Origin of the sequence: Streptomyces sp. NBC_01244, assembly GCF_035987325.1 — a bacterium.
In the GTDB taxonomy this organism is placed as follows: Bacteria; Actinomycetota; Actinomycetes; order Streptomycetales; family Streptomycetaceae; genus Streptomyces.
The window spans coordinates 711,137-725,484 of record NZ_CP108488.1 but is presented as its reverse complement, the minus strand read 5'-3'; the positions used below and the strand labels follow the sequence as shown (position 1 = coordinate 725,484).

The following is a 14,348-nucleotide window of genomic DNA, read 5'->3' as shown; positions in this document are numbered from 1 at the left end:
CGGCCAAGGACGTGCCGGCCAAGAATGTGCCGGCCAAGAATGTGCCGGCCAAGAACGTGCCGGTCAAGAACGTGCCGGTCAAAGGCGCGCCGACCCGGCTCAGCAGCTCAGGTTGTTCCCCGGGGTCACGCCCAGGACCTGGGTGAAGCTCTGGTAGGTGTTGATCCGGCTCTGCACCTGCGCCGGGTTTCCGCCGTTGCACTCCAGCGCGCCGTTGATGGAGCGGATGGTCTCGCCGAAGCCCGCGCCGTTCACCATGGCCGCGTGGGCGGTCATCGTGCCCGGGCCGTTCTGCGTGTTCCAGTACCAGAGCGCGGTCTTCATCGCGACGGCCGGGTCCTGCTCCACCAGGTAGGGGTTGGCCAGGAGGTTGATGCCCAGGGCGTCGCCGGCCGCCTTGTAGTTGTAGTTCCAGCTCAACTGGATGGGCCCGCGCCCGTAGTAGGCGGCCTGTCCGGCAGGACAGCCGTAGGACTGGCTCGTGTCGCAGTAGTGCGGGTAGTTGGCGGTGTTCTGCTCGACGATGTGCACGAGCCCGCCGGTTTCGTGCGAGACGTTGGCCAGGAAGGCTGCCGCCTCGCGCCGCTTGACGGTGTCGTCACCGGTGGTGGCGAAGCCGGGGTAGGCCGACAGGGCCGCGACCAGGCCGTTGTAGGTGTAGAAGGGGTTCCGGTTCGGGAACATCTGGTTGAACTGGGCCTCGCTGACCACGAATCCGGAGGGGTTGGGCGTGGTCGGGTCCGGGTTGGGGGTCCCGCCGCCTCCGCAGACGCCCTGGTCGGACCAGACGCCCCACTGGCCGGTGGTGCCGGGGGTCTCGCCCTGGGTCCACCACTTGGCCAGCCAGTTGTGACCGCCGTACGAGGCGGTCGCGCCGCCGGTGTAGACGGCCGAAGTCGCCCACGCGCCGGCGCAGGCGGGAGCCGCGACGGCGGGGGAGGAGGGGAGGGCGATCGCGAGGCCGAGGGTGACGGCCGCGGTGGCGGCCAGCGAGAGGGCGCGGCGGCGCAGGGTGCGTATCACGGAAGTTCTCCTTCGGTGGGGGGAGTTGCCGTGTCGCCGTGGGGGGCAACGGGCAACGGACAACTGCGCCCACTGAAGCGAGGATGGTCTGGACCTGTCAAGGTCTAGACCAAAATGAAGCACCGGTGCCATGCCCCGAAGGGCGGTGCACCGGCGCTTGGTTGTGGGGGTCAGCTACCGGCGGAGAGGTTGCCGGAGAGGACCGGGATGTTGTCCAGGATGTGCGAAGCGGTCTCGTCACCCTTGGCCTGGGTGGAGTTCTCGGCGCACTGCTGGTTCTGCGGGTTGGACGCGATCGGGATGTCCTGGACGCCGACGTTGACCAGGGCCAGGACCGACTGGACGTTGAGCTTCGCGGGCAGGCCGACACAGAGCTTGTTCAGGGAGCCCTGGATGGCGGACATCTGCGGGCTCATGGCGCCGCCGGTCTCCTGGTTGCCGTAGAGCTGCGAGGAGTTGTTGCCGTTGACCGTGTTGACGCCGTTGTCGTTGCCGATCGCCATCGCCGGGGAGGCTACGGCGGCACCGGCACCCAGAACGGCGGCGGTGGCGGCTGCGGTGGCCATGAACTTCTTGAGCATGTGGGAGATCCTTCTTCTGTCGCACTGTCGCATGAGATAGCTGCCCTCGGCGGGACGAGCTGCTCAACTGCCGTGGACACCGGGGGTTATCACCCATCACCCGAGTGGCTCAACCTTGCACTCCACCGGTGCGGTCGGGCGTCGGCCGATTGACCCAATGCCGACAGGCGGGCGGATCTCGTTCCCCGGGTGCGTACGTGCGCGTGCCCCCCTGGTTCGCGCCCCGTGCGCTGGGGGAGGTGCCGCCCCCGACCGGATCCGGACCGTGCGCGGTCCCGGACCCGGTCGAGGCCGGCAGGGGCGGTGTCGCGGCAACGCGACGCCGCGGCGGTCAGCCGGTCTTGCGGCGGACCTTCTTGTTCTTGCCCCCGGGGTTGCCGCCGGCGCCCTGGATCTTCGCCCGGCTCTGGTGTGCCTGCTGCGACTGGGCATTGGCGGCGTTCCGCTCCAGGGCCTCCTTGAACTTCCGCTTGGCCTCCTCGGCCGGCGATTCGTTCTGCGGGGTGTCTGATTCTTCTGACATGCGTCCTCCTGGAATGTTCTGAAGCCGTTGCAGTCTGTCAGGTGGTGTTTCCCCTGGCCAACGCGTTCGCGCGAGGCGGCTCCGGACCGGTCTCAGGCCTCCTTCTCCAGGGTCGGCCGCAACCGCTCGAGCAGGGCGTGGAGCGTCGCGCGCTCGGTGTCGTCCAGGACGTCGAGGGCGCCGTGCGTGGCCTGCATCTCCTCGCGCACCCGGCGGATCACCTCGCGGCCCGCGTCCGTGGCCACGACGTTCTTGACGCGCCGGTCCGCGGGGTCGGGCTCGCGGCGGACCAGCTCGCGGGCCTCCAGCCGGTCCACGATGCCGGTCACGTTCGAGGCGTCGCACACCAGCAGGGTGGCGAGGCCCCGCATCGGGAGCGGGCCCTTCAGCTGGGCGAGGACCTTCGCCTGGGTGGAGGTGAGGCCGTGGTGCGCGGCGGCCGACGCGAAATCCCGCCACTGGGCGGTGCCGATGGCGGCGAGCAGCTCCAGCAGCTCCAGCTTGGTCGGGACGGCGTGGGGGGTGGTGGCGCTCATGCTCGGAGCGTACTCAAGGTGTTTGACATTATCAACCTTTTACTTGACCACCTTAACTATTGAGGTCTACCGTCTGCTGGAGTCGAAGTACTTGATGACGTCAAACATCTGCGATCTGAAGCACTGAAAAGGTCCTCCCTGCCATGAGCCCCACCCCCTCCGCCACCACCCAGGCCGGCGGCCGCCGGAACGAGACGGTCATCGTCTTCGCCCTGAGCCTGGCCGCCATGGTCGTGTCGATGATGCAGACGCTGCCGGTCCCGATCCTCGGTCTGATCCGCAGCGATCTCGGCACCACCACCGCCAACGTCAGCTGGGTGACCACCGCCACCCTGCTGTCCGCCGCCGTCTTCACCCCGCTGCTCGGCCGCTTCGGCGACCAGCACGGCAAGAAGCCGACGCTGGTGGCCGTACTCGGCGTCATGGTCGCGGGCTCCGTCATCGCGGCGCTGGCGTCCTCCCTGCCCCTGCTCCTCCTCGGCCGCGTCCTCCAGGGCGCCGCCACCGCGATCTTCCCGCTGGCCCTCTCGGTGCTGCGCGAAGAGGTCCGACCGCAGAAGCTCCCCGGAGCGATGGCCCTGGTCAGCGGCACCCTCGCGTTCGGCAGCGGCCTGGCGCTCGTCGCCACCGGCCTGCTGACCTCCGGCAGCGACGCCGACTACCGCAACGCCTTCTGGATGGCCACCGGCTTCGCCGTGCTCGCGCTGCTCGCCGTGGTCTTCCTGGTTCCGGCGACCCGGCACAAGACCGGAGGCCGTACGGACTTCCTCGGCGCGCTCACCCTGGGCATCGCCCTGCTGCTGCTCCTGCTCCCGATCTCCCAGGGCCACGAGTGGGGCTGGGCCTCCGGCCGCACGCTGGGCAGCTTCGCCGGCGCCGTCGTCATGACCGCCGTCTGGGTGCTCACCGAGCTCAAGGTCCGCGAGCCCCTCGTCGACATGCGGATGTTCGTCCACCGTCCGGTCCTGATGGCCAACCTGGCCGGCATCCTCGTCGGCTTCGGCATGTTCGCGAACTTCCTGGGCGTCTCCTACCTCGTCCAGATGCCGAAGGCCCTGACCGGCTACGGCTTCGACGCCTCCATCCTGCGGGCCTCCGTGGAGTTCCTGCTGCCCGGCGCGATCGTCTCTCTCCTCGCCTCGCCGATCGGCGGGCAGCTGGTCCGCCACCGCGGGCCGCGCGCCGCACTGGCCGTGGCCGCGGCCCTCGGAGCCGCCGGCTTCGGCTGGCTCGCCCTGGACCACGGGCACAGCGCCTCGGTGATCGGTGCCGGCCTCATCGTCGGCGCGGCCGTCAGCTTCGGCTACGCGGCCATGCCGGCCGTGATCATGGCGAGCGTCCCGCACCACCAGAGCGGCATCGCCAACGGCATCAACTCGATCTCCCGGTCCACCGGCAGCGCGATCGGCAGCGCCATCGTGACCACCATCCTGGCCTCGAAGACGATCGAACACCTCCCGGCGGGAGTTCCCGCGCTGCCGGCCGAATCCGGCTTCACCCTCACCTTCGCCATCGGCGCCGTGGCCTTCGGCCTGGTCGCGGTGATCAGCGGAATCGGCCTGCGCGGGGCACACGGCCCGCGGACCGACGCGACGGACGCCACCGCGCCGGCGGCAGGCGGCGGCCCGGCGTCGGTGGCCGCCGCGGAGTCCGCCGCGAAGACTCCCGTGCCGTCGGCCGAGAAGGCCGACGCCTGATCGGTTGGTCGGTCCGCACCGCATCACCGGAGCGGCGTCACCTCACCACCGAGCCGCCCCCGGGCCCCGCCGCAGATGCGGAGGGGCCCGGGGGCGGCTTTACCCGTTCAAGAGACCGCACCCTTGAGACTTCACCACCATCCGCTCGCGCGGCGGGGACGTCATCCCCTCCTTCGGCGGCTACGCGGCCCATCGCGGCGGCACCGAGATCGCCGACAGCCGCACCAGCGTGGACGCGATCACCGCGGCCTACCAGAAAGTCGTCACGACCTACGATGTCAGCCGCCTCGACATGGACATCGAGGACAAGTCCCTGACCGACAAGGCGGCGGTCGACCGCCGCAACCAGGCCGTCAAGAAGCTCCAGGACCGGGCCGCCGCCACCGGCCGCCGCTGCAGATCTCGTACACCCTGCCCACCACCACGAGCGGGCTCGGGAGCAGGGGCATGATCGGCGTCACCGAGATGCCGGGCATCGACGACTTCGGCGCCGCCGAGACCTTCACCACGGCCGACGCCACCGCCGTCTACAACTGGGCCACGGCCAAGGGCATCGACACCCTTTCCTTCTGGGCCTTGCGGCGCGACAACGGAGGCCGCCCGGGCACCGGCGGCTCCGACACCTGCTCGGGCAGCGCCCAAAACCCCGGCGCGAGCGGCAGCGCCCTGGACCGGCTCCACGGGCTGGACCACGCTCACGGTCCCGTTCACCACCGGTCCCTCCGGCACGGCCACCGTCTCCCCGCACGGCTGGTACGGCCAGGGCCCGGTCCACGGCGACGACCTCGCGATCGGCTGAGCGCACCGGCCGGCCTTCGGCTGGATAGGCTCGACCGGGCCCGGAAAGGATCTCCCCGGGCCCGGAAGGGTGCCATGAGCAGCGAAGCAGTGATCCGGATCCTGCGGGCGGCCGACCGCCCGGCGGCCCGGTGGAAGAACGGCGGGGGAGTGACCCGCGAGATCGCCGCCGGGCCCGAGGGCTCCGGGATGGACGATTTCGGCTGGCGGGTCAGCCTCGCGGAGGTGACCGCCGACGGCGCCTTCTCCGTGTTCCCCGGCGTCGACCGCACGCTCACCCTCGCGGAGGGCGCCGGCATGGACCTCGAGATCGGCGGCGTACGACGCCTCGTGGACCGGCGGTACGCGCCCCAGCGGTTCCCCGGCGACGAGCCGACCGGCTGCCGGCTGCTGGGCGGGCCGGTGGTGAACTTCAACGTGATGTACCGCCGCGGCGTGGTGAGGGCCGACACCGCCGTCGTACGGGGCGACCTCGCGCTCGCCGTACGGCCCGGCGAGAGCCTGCTGATCGTCGCCCTGGAGGGGACGGCCGAGGTCGACGGCTCCACCGAACTGGGCTCGTACGACGCCGCGTTGATGACCGGAGCGCGCGAGGTCCTGCTACGGAGCTCCGGGCGCGCGGCGGTGGTCCGCCTCGCCCCGGCCCCGGCGGAGCCCGTCCGCGCTCAGCCGGTGTAGGAGGCCATCCGCTCCACCAGGGTCTTCGGCGCTCCGGCGCCGAAGCACAGGTCGAGGTTGTCCGCGGACTCGGCCGCGGCGGCCTCGGAGCGGGGGAACATCGCCTCCTCGTACGCGGTGAAGGCACCCTCCGGGTCCCCGGGGCGGGCCACCAGGGCCGCGGCGAGCTCGGCGCCGTCGAGCATGGGCAGGTTGGCGCCCGGCGAAGGGGGACATCAGGTGCGCGGCGTCGCCGATCAGGGTCACGCCGGGGGTGCGGGTCCAGCGGTGGCCCACCGGCAGCGCGTGAATCGGCCGTCCCACGAGCGGGACGTCGCTGCCGGCGACGAGCGCGCGCAGCCGCGGGTCCCATCCGGCGAACCGCTCCAGGACGGCTTCCATCGCCGGGGCGGAATCGGCGGCCCAGTCCTCGCCCGTCCGCAGGGCGGCGTAGACGTGCACGGTGCCTCCCGGCTCGCGGTGGGCGAGCAGACCCAGGCCCTCGTCGAGCGCGAACATCATCCCGCCGCCGACCGGGGCCGCGCTCGCGGGATGGCGGACATCCGCGTCGTACAGGTGCGCCTCGGCGAAGGACAGGCCGCTGTACCGGGGGAGCGCGGACGAGACCAGCGGGCGGACCTTCGACCAGGCGCCGTCCGCGCCGATGAGCAGGCCGGTGGTGAAGACGGACCCGTCGGCCAGAGCCACCTCGTGGACGCCGTCGGCGAGGGCCCGTACGCCGGTGGCCCTGGACCCCCAGCGGACCGTTCCCGCGGGGAGCGAGTCGAGGAGGAGGTCGCGCAGCGCGGCACGGTGCACCTCGGGGCGGCCGTGGTCCTCGCCGTCCTGCTCATCGGCGTGTTCGAGGTGGACGGCCGCGCCGCTGTCGAGGATCCGCATGGCCTGGCCGCCGGAGAGTACGAGCGCGCGGAAGTCCTCGTGGAGCCCGGCCGCGCGCAGGGCGGCCTGGCCGGATTCCTCGTGCAGATCGAGCACGCCGCCCTGGTCGCGGGCGGTGGGTGAGGCGTCGAGGTCGAAGACGGCCGCCTCGATTCCGTGCACGTGCAGGACGCGGGCCAGGGTGAGGCTGGCTTCGACCAGGTCAAGGTCGCCGAGGCCGCCGACACGGCCCTGACGACCCTGTTCGCACACTTCCCCGGCGGGAAGGAGGCGCTGATCCTGGAGGACGGCGCCGAGCGGGCCGAGTCCCTCGCCCTCGCGGTACGCGGCCGGGCCGACGGGGTGTCGGTCCTGGCGGCCCTGCATGCGTTCTTCGCCGGCCGCGGCCCCTTCGATCCGGATCCGGCACCGGAGTTCCTGCTCAAGACGCAGCTCGTCGTGGCCACCCCCGCACTGCGCGCCTACGCCCGCCGGATGTGGACGGGCTGCGAGGAGGTCCTGGCCGGGGTCATCGCCGAGGTGCGGACGCCCGGCCGACGACGATTCGCTGCGCATCCTGGCCCGCTACGTCCTGGAGATCCCCGATCTCGCGGGCACGCGGCCGGACCCGAGGAGCGCCCTGGACGTGGCCTTCGCCCACCTGGAGCGCGGCTGGCCCGGGGTGTGATCCGAACTCCCCCCTCTGTGCGAAGCGTTGACAAAGTCGTCATCTGCTAGAAACCTGTGGCGCCATGGCCGCATAACTGCGATCAGATCACTCAAAAAATTAATAACGGTACGCAAGTTTGCGGCAGGCGCGGCTGCGTCGGGCCGGGTCCCCTCATGGAACAGAGGACAGCATGAGATGGAAGCAAGGTGGTCGGCTGATGGTGGCCGGCACGGTGGTCGCGGGACTGATGTCGGTCGGGCTCCTGCCCGTCAGCCTCGCCGCGGCGGCGGGCGGACCCAACCTCGCCCTCGGCAAGGCGGTCTCCGCGAGCGGCTCCCTCGGCGGGTACGGGGCCCCGGGGGTCACCGACGGCAACCAGGGTTCTTACTGGGAGGGGCCTTCGGGAACCTTCCCGCAGTGGGTGCAGGTGGACCTCGGCAGCAGCGTCGCCGTCGACCAGGTGGTGCTGAAGCTGCCCGCCCCGTGGGAGACGCGGACCGAGACGCTGACCGTGCAGGGCAGCACCGACGGAAACACCTTCACCACCCTGTCCGCTTCGGCGGGCCGGGTGTTCAACCCCGCCCAGTCGAACGCGGTGACCATCGGGTTCACCGCCGCGACGGTCCGCTACGTGCGGGTGAACGTCTCCGCCAACACGGGCTGGCAGGCCGCGCAGATATCGGAGCTCGAGGTGTACTCCGCCGACGGCAGCGGCGATCCGGGCGATCCCGGGGACCCGGGCACTCCGCCGCCCGTCGGCGTGAACCTCGCCAAGGGCAAGCCCATCGAGGCCTCCTCCACCACCCAGTCGTTCGTCGCGGCCAACGCGAACGACGACAGCGTCACCAGCTACTGGGAGGCGGGAGGCCAGCAGTCCACGCTGACCGTGAAGCTGGGCTCCAACGCCGACGTCACCGGAGTGGTCCTCAAGCTCAACCCCGACCCCGCCTGGGGCAACCGCACCCAGAGCTTCGAGATCCTGGGCCGGGAGCAGTCGGCGAGCGGGTTCACCACCCTGAAGGCCCGTGCGGACTACGCGTTCAGCCCGGCCGGCAACCAGAACACCGTGACCGTTCCCGTCTCCGGCCGGCTCGCCGAGGTCCAGCTGAAGTTCTCCGGCAACACCGGGGCCGGTGGCGGACAGGCCGCCGAGTTCCAGGTCATCGGCGCCGCCGCCCCGAACCCGGACCTCACGGTCACGGACCTCGCCTGGTCCCCGGCCACCCCCTCCGAGAGCGACGCGGTCACGGTCAACGCGACCGTCCGCAACGCCGGTACGGCCGCCTCCCCGGCCACCACCGTCAACGTCAGCCTGGAAGGCGCCGTCGCGGGCAGCGCCCCGGTCGGAGCCCTCGCCGCCGGAGCCTCCGCCACCGTCCCGGTCGCCGTCGGCAAGCGTCCGATGGGCAGCTACACCGTCTCCGCCGTCGTCGACCCGGCCGGCACCGTTCCGGAGCAGAACGACACCAACAACAGCCGTACGGCCGCGGCCAAGCTCGTCGTCGGCCAGGCCCCGGGCCCCGACCTGGAAGCCCTCTCCATCGCCACCAATCCGGCCAACCCGGCCGTGGGCGCCCCGGTCTCCTTCACCGTGGCCGTCCGCAACCGGGGCACCAGCGCGGTGAGCGCGGGCACCATCACCCGGCTGGTCGCCGGATCCACCACCCTGAACGGCCCCACCCCGGCGATCCCCGCCGGTGAAACCGTCAACGTGCCCATCAACGGCACCTGGACGGCGGTCAGCGGCGGAGCCACCCTCACCGCCACCGCCGACGGGACCAACCTCGTCACCGAGACCAACGAGACCAACAACAGCCACTCCCGCGCCGTGGTCGTCGGCCGCGGTGCGGCGCTCCCGTACACCGAGTACGAGGCGGAGGCCGGCAGTTACACCGGCACCCTGCTGCAGAGCGACGCCAAGCGCACCTTCGGGCACACCAACTTCGCCACCGAGTCCTCGGGCCGCGAGTCCGTGCGCCTCTCCTCGGCCGGCCAGTACGTGCAGTTCACCTCGACCAACCAGGCCAACTCCATCGTCGTGCGCAACTCGATCCCGGACGCCGCGAACGGCGGCGGCGCCGACGCCACGATCAGCCTGTACGTCAACGGCAGCTTCGCCCAGAAGCTGAACCTCTCCTCGAAGCACAGCTGGCTCTACGGCAGCACCGACAGCCCCGAGGGTCTGACCAACACCCCCGGCGGCGACGCCCGCAGGCTCTTCGACGAGTCCCACGCCCTGCTCGCGCAGAGCTACCCGCCGGGCACCACCTTCCGCCTCCAGCGAGACGCGGGCGACACGGCCTCGTACTACGTCATCGATCTGATCGACCTGGAGCAGGTGGCCCCGGCGGCGTCCAAGCCCGCCGAGTGCACCTCGATCACCGACTACGGCGCGATCCCGAACGACGGCATCGACGACACGCTCGCCATCCAGAAGGCCGTGACGGCGGACCAGAACGGGCAGATCGCCTGCGTCTGGATCCCGCAGGGCCAGTGGCGCCAGGAGCAGAAGATCCTCACCGACGACCCGCTGAACCGGGGCCAGTTCAACCAGGTGGGCATCAGCGACGTCTCCATCCGCGGCGCGGGCATGTGGCACTCGCAGCTCTACACGCTCACCCAGCCGCAGGACGCGGGCGGCATCAACCACCCGCACGAGGGCAACTTCGGCTTCGAGATCGACGACAACACGCAGATCTCCGACATCGCCATCTTCGGATCGGGCCGGATCCGCGGCGGCGACGGCAACGCCGAGGGCGGTGTGGGCCTCAACGGACGCTTCGGCAAGAACACCAAGATCACCAACGTGTGGATCGAACACGCCAACGTCGGAGTCTGGGTCGGCCGCGACTACGACAACATCCCGGCCCTGTGGGGCCCCGGCGACGGCATCGAGTTCAACGGCATGCGGATCCGCGACACCTACGCCGACGGCATCAACTTCGCCAACGGCACCCGCAACTCCACCGTCTTCAACTCCTCGTTCCGTACGACCGGTGACGACGCCCTCGCGGTGTGGTCCAGCAAGTACGTCAAGGACCAGTCGGTGGACATCGGCCACGACAACCACTTCCGCAACAACACCATCCAGCTCCCGTGGCGGGCCAACGGCATCGCCCTGTACGGCGGTTACGGCAACACCATCGAGAACAACCTGATCTACGACACCATGAACTACCCCGGCATCATGCTGGCGACCGACCACGATCCGCTGCCCTTCTCCGGGCAGACCCTGATCGCGGGCAACGGGCTCTTCCGCACCGGCGGCGCGTTCTGGAACGAGGACCAGGAGTTCGGCGCGATCACCCTCTTCCCGTCGAACTTGCCCATCCCGGGTGTCGTCATCCGCGACACCGACATCCACGACTCCACCTACGACGGGATCCAGTTCAAGACCGGCGGCGGGGTCATGTCCGACGTCAAGATCACGAACGTGACCATCGACAAGTCCAACAACGGGTCCGGAATCCTGGCCATGGGCGGGGCGCGCGGCAACGCCATCCTGTCCAACGTCACCATCACCGGATCCGCCCAGGGCAACATCCTGATCGAACCCGGATCGCAGTTCCTGATCAACGGCGGCTGACGGCAGGCGGGTTCACCGCTTGCCGAGCTTGACCCACCTCGCCGTACCGGGGACACCCTTGGCGTCGAGGAGGAACACCATGTAGTAACCGGGCGGGGCGTCGGCCGAAGTGGCCGGCGCCCGCAGCCCGATCGTGCGGCCGCGGACACCCGTGATCCGCAGCTCCAGATGGCGCTGACTGGTGTTCACCGCGTGGGTGACCGTGGTCGGCGCCAGCAGCACGGCCCGCCGTACGCCGGAGGCCGTCGAGCTCTCCACGGAGAACTCCGCGTCGTGGGCGATCTCGCCCGCCGGGACCCGGTCCAGCACGGGCCGGGCTCCCCGGTGCAGGTAGGCGGGCTCGTAGATCTCGATCGAGCCGTCCATGCCGTCCTTGATGTCCGGGTCGTTGGCGATCTGCTGGAGCTCGTCCCCGGTGACCATGACCCGGCCGTCCGGCAGCACCAGGGCGTTGGAATGGTAACCCCGCGGAAGCCGCTGGGCCGGCCCCAGCCGCCACCGCCGGTCCGCACCCAGCAGCTCGGTTTGGCGGAACTTCAGATCGGCCTTCGGGTTGAACGGTCCGAACCCGTAATCCCTCGTGTCCTTCGCCCCGTTGACCGTCAGCAGCGTGCCGTCCGGCAGGATCAGCGTGTCGTCCTGGGTCCGGCCGAAGGCGCGCGGCTCCTCCGTGGTCCAGGTACCGTCCGACAGTCGGTAGGTGTTCGGGTCGAGAGGATCCCCGCCCAGCACCAGCACCGAGTCCGGTCCGCGGAATCCCGCCGGCAGTGGCACGGCGGAGCCGTAGCCCCGGAAATCGGCGGGCCGCCTGGGCAGGTCCGTACGGGTCTGCGCGCGCGGATCGAAGAGCCACTGCTGGTCGGCGTCGCGCCCCAGGCCGTAGATCATGCCGTCGCGCAGCGAGAACAGGTGAGGGTAGTCGTTGCGGAACGGCGCGTCGGAGCGCATCCGCTGCACGGAGAGGTCCAGCGGGATGTCGTACGGGCGCCAGGGCACCTGCTGCCCCAGTGCGGGGAACCGCTCCACCACCGGGGTCGGTGTCCCCGTGCCGCGCTCCGACTGGCCCGACATGATGATCTGGCGGCCGTCCGCGCCGGTCACCACCGACGGGTACCAACGGCCCACCGCCATATCGCGGTTGCGGTACCAGCCCTCGGTCCACGGGTCGAAGACGAAGGACAGCTTCGCCCCGCTGCCGCCCTTCCCGCCCGTGTTGCCGCCGAACACCCCCAGCATCCCGTTGGGCAGGAAGGAGTGCCCGGCGCAGAAGAACGGCGCCGGGCGCGGGGCGTGCGTACCGTCATGCATCAGCACGACGGGCGGGGTGACCTTTTTGAACGCACGCGCGCCCGTTCCCTTCGCCGGATCCCACAGATAGGCGCGGCCCGCGTTCGTCGGACCGATGCGGTCCGTGGGCCCGGTCTCCTTGGTGGGGTCGGTCTCCACCCGGGAGAAGGAGAAGAGCAGCACCTTGCCGGTGGGCAGCTGGGCGACGTGCACACCGAAGTCGGGGGAGGGGAAGTACGCGGCGAACCGTCCCGAAACCTCCGCCTTGAACGCGGAGTTGGCCTCGCGCTGCGAGGCGGCCAGCGAGGCCAGGCTCGCGTCGCGCCGGGACTGCGGGTAATCCACCGCGCCCTTGGCCGCGCGGCGCAGCTCGGCGTGGGCGCGCGCGTGGCCGGCGCCGATCACGGCGGCCTCGGCCGCGTCGGTCCCGCCGGTCCCGCCGGTCGCACCGGTCGCACCGGTCGGCTCGGTGGCGTGCGCCGCACCGGCTGCCCCGGTCCCGCCGTCCGTGCCGTGCCCCGGCGCCCCGGCCGCGGTCGGGGCGGTCGCGAGGACCAGGGCGGATACGACCGCGGTCGCGGAGAGCAGGGCGGACCGGTGCAGGCGGCGCATGGGGCTCCTCGGCGCGGGCGGTTCCGTAGGGCGCTCAGCATAGGAAATACCGGGATGAATGGGGTGCTCCGACGTGCTCGGCGCCCTGCCGATGAGCCGTTCGGCCCTCCCCGCGACGGTGCCCGAACGTTTCTGCGGTGAAAGGGCCCGGCCATCGGAGTGAGGCCGCGCACCCGTTCCCCCACCGGCCGGGTAAGGACCGATTGCATGGCCGCGTGATCAGAACACTGCGTACCGCGCTCGGCGCCGTCCTCGTGACCGGCGGCCTCCTCACCCTCCTGCCCGCCTCCGCCGCCGGGGCGGCGGGTGGCCCCGCGGCCGCCGCCGCCCCGGAGGACCGGGTCACCGTCGACGTCTCCACGGTCAACGGCTCGGGGTGCCGGCCGGGCAGCGCCACCGTCGCCGTGGCCGAGGACAAGTCGGCCTTCACCGTCACCTACAGCGAGTACCTGGCCATGGCGGGCGGCAACAGCGCCCCGACCGACGGTCGCAAGAACTGTCAGCTCTCCCTGCTGGTCCACGTCCCGCAGGGGTACACCTACGCCGTCGCCCAGGTCGACTACCGGGGATTCGGCAGCCTCCAGCAGGGCGCGATCGGCACCCAGAAGGCCAGCTACTACTTCCAGGGCATGAAGCAGACCGACTACCGCACCCACAAGTTCCAGGGCAAGTACAACGACAACTGGCAGGCCACCGACACCACGGGCATCGATGCCCTGGTCTTCGCCCCCTGTGGCGAACTGCGCAACTTCAACATCAACACCGAACTGCGCGCCGAGGTCGGAACCTCGGACCCCTCGACGACCAGCTACATGGCGCTCGACTCCACCGACGGCAGCATCAACAGCGTCTACCACTTCTCCTGGAAGAAGTGCCCGGCCCGCTGAACCGGCCCGCCGCACTCCCCACGGGCGGCCGCGCGGGACTCCAGCTCAGGAGTCTCCCCGCGCGGCCGCCTGCCGCTTGCTCAAGGCGGCCGGCGTGAGGTCCGGGGCCCGCGAGCTGATTCGTTTGAAGCCGTACCCGTGCTCCGGGATTTCCGGGGGCCCGCCACTCCGACGGCCCAATCGCCGCGCGCCGCGAACATCCCCGGCGTCACCCGGTCGACACGGCTGCGACCTGGGCTTTCGCGCAACTGCCCGGCATGCCGGGCGTGTCGCGCCCCACTAGCGTCGGCAGAGTCCGGAGTCCTTGGTGATTCCGCGAGGGGGGTCCTGCTATCCGCCTGTGCGAGAGGCCGAGCCGATGCTGAAGGACGCTCCGATAGCCCAGACAGACCAGATGGCCAGCCTGCTCCGCGTCGAGAAGGGCGTGGCGGCCCCTGAGGAACTCGCCGCGATCGCGGTGGTGGTCGCCTGCTTCGCCCGCCGCAACTCCGCCGGAGCGGGAACGGCCCCCGGAGCGGGAACGTCCCCCGCCGGGGCCGCCCGCCGCCGGCGCCCCGCGCACCACGGCTCCGGCTGCTGGGCGGGCTGCTGGGCCTGCGGCTGATCGCGACC

Annotated in this window: 11 protein-coding genes and 2 pseudogenes; 7 read left to right on the top strand and 6 right to left on the bottom strand. The window is 71.1% G+C overall.

The features are described 5' to 3' along the window. Positions 1 to 99: 99 nt before the first annotated feature. The 4 genes from OG247_RS03050 to OG247_RS03035 all read right to left on the bottom strand — a co-directional run bounded on the left by OG247_RS03050 (position 100) and on the right by OG247_RS03035 (position 2,663). Complete coding sequence (locus OG247_RS03050; RefSeq protein WP_327257325.1) at positions 100 to 1,011, bottom strand: glycoside hydrolase family 19 protein; 912 nt, start codon at positions 1,009 to 1,011, stop codon at positions 100 to 102. A gap of 182 nt (positions 1,012 to 1,193) precedes the next feature. Then, entirely contained in the window at positions 1,194 to 1,604 is a 411-nt protein-coding gene (locus tag OG247_RS03045) for a rodlin (RefSeq protein ID WP_327250702.1), read from the bottom strand. A 331-nt stretch (positions 1,605 to 1,935) separates the two neighbouring features. Continuing rightward, positions 1,936 to 2,127: a DUF5302 domain-containing protein gene (locus OG247_RS03040; RefSeq protein ID WP_243333056.1), complete on the bottom strand. Its 192-nt coding sequence runs from the start codon at positions 2,125 to 2,127 to the stop codon at positions 1,936 to 1,938. Positions 2,128 to 2,219: 92 nt separating this feature from the next. Beyond that, positions 2,220 to 2,663 carry a MarR family winged helix-turn-helix transcriptional regulator gene (locus OG247_RS03035; RefSeq protein WP_327250701.1) on the bottom strand — a complete coding sequence of 148 codons (444 nt, stop codon included), beginning with the start codon at positions 2,661 to 2,663 and terminating at the stop codon, positions 2,220 to 2,222. 143 nt (positions 2,664 to 2,806) lie between these two features. Between OG247_RS03035 and OG247_RS03030 the strand changes: the two genes are divergently transcribed. From OG247_RS03030 to OG247_RS03020, 3 genes and pseudogenes are all read left to right on the top strand, one after another. Continuing rightward, entirely contained in the window at positions 2,807 to 4,360 is a 1,554-nt protein-coding gene (locus tag OG247_RS03030) for an MFS transporter (RefSeq protein ID WP_327250700.1), read from the top strand. Between the two features lie 127 nt (positions 4,361 to 4,487). Next, positions 4,488 to 5,005 (top strand): annotated as a pseudogene (locus OG247_RS03025) (hypothetical protein); the annotation flags it as partial. 228 nt (positions 5,006 to 5,233) lie between these two features. Continuing rightward, on the top strand, positions 5,234 to 5,836 hold the full coding sequence (locus tag OG247_RS03020; protein WP_327257324.1) for a HutD/Ves family protein: 603 nt from the start codon (positions 5,234 to 5,236) through the stop codon (positions 5,834 to 5,836). On the opposite strand, the pseudogene OG247_RS03015 reads toward OG247_RS03020, so the two are convergent. Further along, positions 5,824 to 6,916 (bottom strand): annotated as a pseudogene (locus OG247_RS03015) (FAD-dependent oxidoreductase). The gene OG247_RS03020 and the pseudogene OG247_RS03015 overlap by 13 nt on opposite strands. On the opposite strand from OG247_RS03015, the gene OG247_RS03010 reads away from it, so the two are divergent. Both OG247_RS03010 and OG247_RS03005 read left to right on the top strand, forming a co-directional pair. Continuing rightward, positions 6,872 to 7,432 (top strand): TetR/AcrR family transcriptional regulator, encoded by a 561-nt coding sequence (locus tag OG247_RS03010; RefSeq protein ID WP_327250699.1) that lies wholly within the window; start codon positions 6,872 to 6,874, stop codon positions 7,430 to 7,432. The pseudogene OG247_RS03015 and the gene OG247_RS03010 overlap by 45 nt on opposite strands. Positions 7,433 to 7,554: 122 nt before the next feature. Beyond that, complete coding sequence (locus OG247_RS03005) at positions 7,555 to 10,950, top strand: CARDB domain-containing protein (RefSeq protein ID WP_327250698.1); 3,396 nt, start codon at positions 7,555 to 7,557, stop codon at positions 10,948 to 10,950. 12 nt (positions 10,951 to 10,962) lie between these two features. On the opposite strand, the gene OG247_RS03000 is transcribed toward OG247_RS03005, so the two are convergent. Then, positions 10,963 to 12,849: a galactose oxidase-like domain-containing protein gene (locus OG247_RS03000; RefSeq protein ID WP_327250697.1), complete on the bottom strand. Its 1,887-nt coding sequence runs from the start codon at positions 12,847 to 12,849 to the stop codon at positions 10,963 to 10,965. Between the two features lie 215 nt (positions 12,850 to 13,064). On the opposite strand from OG247_RS03000, the gene OG247_RS02995 reads away from it, so the two are divergent. Together OG247_RS02995 and OG247_RS02990 are read left to right on the top strand one after the other, a co-directional pair. Continuing rightward, complete coding sequence (locus tag OG247_RS02995; RefSeq protein ID WP_442813209.1) at positions 13,065 to 13,736, top strand: DUF4360 domain-containing protein; 672 nt, start codon at positions 13,065 to 13,067, stop codon at positions 13,734 to 13,736. Positions 13,737 to 14,130: 394 nt separating this feature from the next. Continuing rightward, the gene (locus tag OG247_RS02990; RefSeq protein ID WP_327250696.1) at positions 14,131 to 14,340 is read left to right on the top strand and encodes an acyl-CoA carboxylase epsilon subunit; all 210 of its coding nucleotides are present in this window, start codon (positions 14,131 to 14,133) and stop codon (positions 14,338 to 14,340) included. Positions 14,341 to 14,348: the final 8 nt, after the last annotated feature.

What these genes read in the sequence shown, in the direction of transcription:
- OG247_RS03045 (WP_327250702.1), bottom strand. Translation starts at nt 1,604, where the DNA reads ATGCTCAAGAAGTTCATGGCCACCGCAGCCGCCACCGCCGCCGTTCTG.
- OG247_RS03040 (WP_243333056.1), bottom strand. Translation starts at nt 2,127, where the DNA reads ATGTCAGAAGAATCAGACACCCCGCAGAACGAATCGCCGGCCGAGGAG.
- OG247_RS03035 (WP_327250701.1), bottom strand. Translation starts at nt 2,663, where the DNA reads ATGAGCGCCACCACCCCCCACGCCGTCCCGACCAAGCTGGAGCTGCTG.
- OG247_RS03030 (WP_327250700.1), top strand. Translation starts at nt 2,807, where the DNA reads ATGAGCCCCACCCCCTCCGCCACCACCCAGGCCGGCGGCCGCCGGAAC.
- OG247_RS03020 (WP_327257324.1), top strand. Translation starts at nt 5,234, where the DNA reads ATGAGCAGCGAAGCAGTGATCCGGATCCTGCGGGCGGCCGACCGCCCG.
- OG247_RS03005 (WP_327250698.1), top strand. Translation starts at nt 7,555, where the DNA reads ATGAGATGGAAGCAAGGTGGTCGGCTGATGGTGGCCGGCACGGTGGTC.
- OG247_RS03000 (WP_327250697.1), bottom strand. Translation starts at nt 12,849, where the DNA reads ATGCGCCGCCTGCACCGGTCCGCCCTGCTCTCCGCGACCGCGGTCGTA.
- OG247_RS02990 (WP_327250696.1), top strand. Translation starts at nt 14,131, where the DNA reads ATGGCCAGCCTGCTCCGCGTCGAGAAGGGCGTGGCGGCCCCTGAGGAA.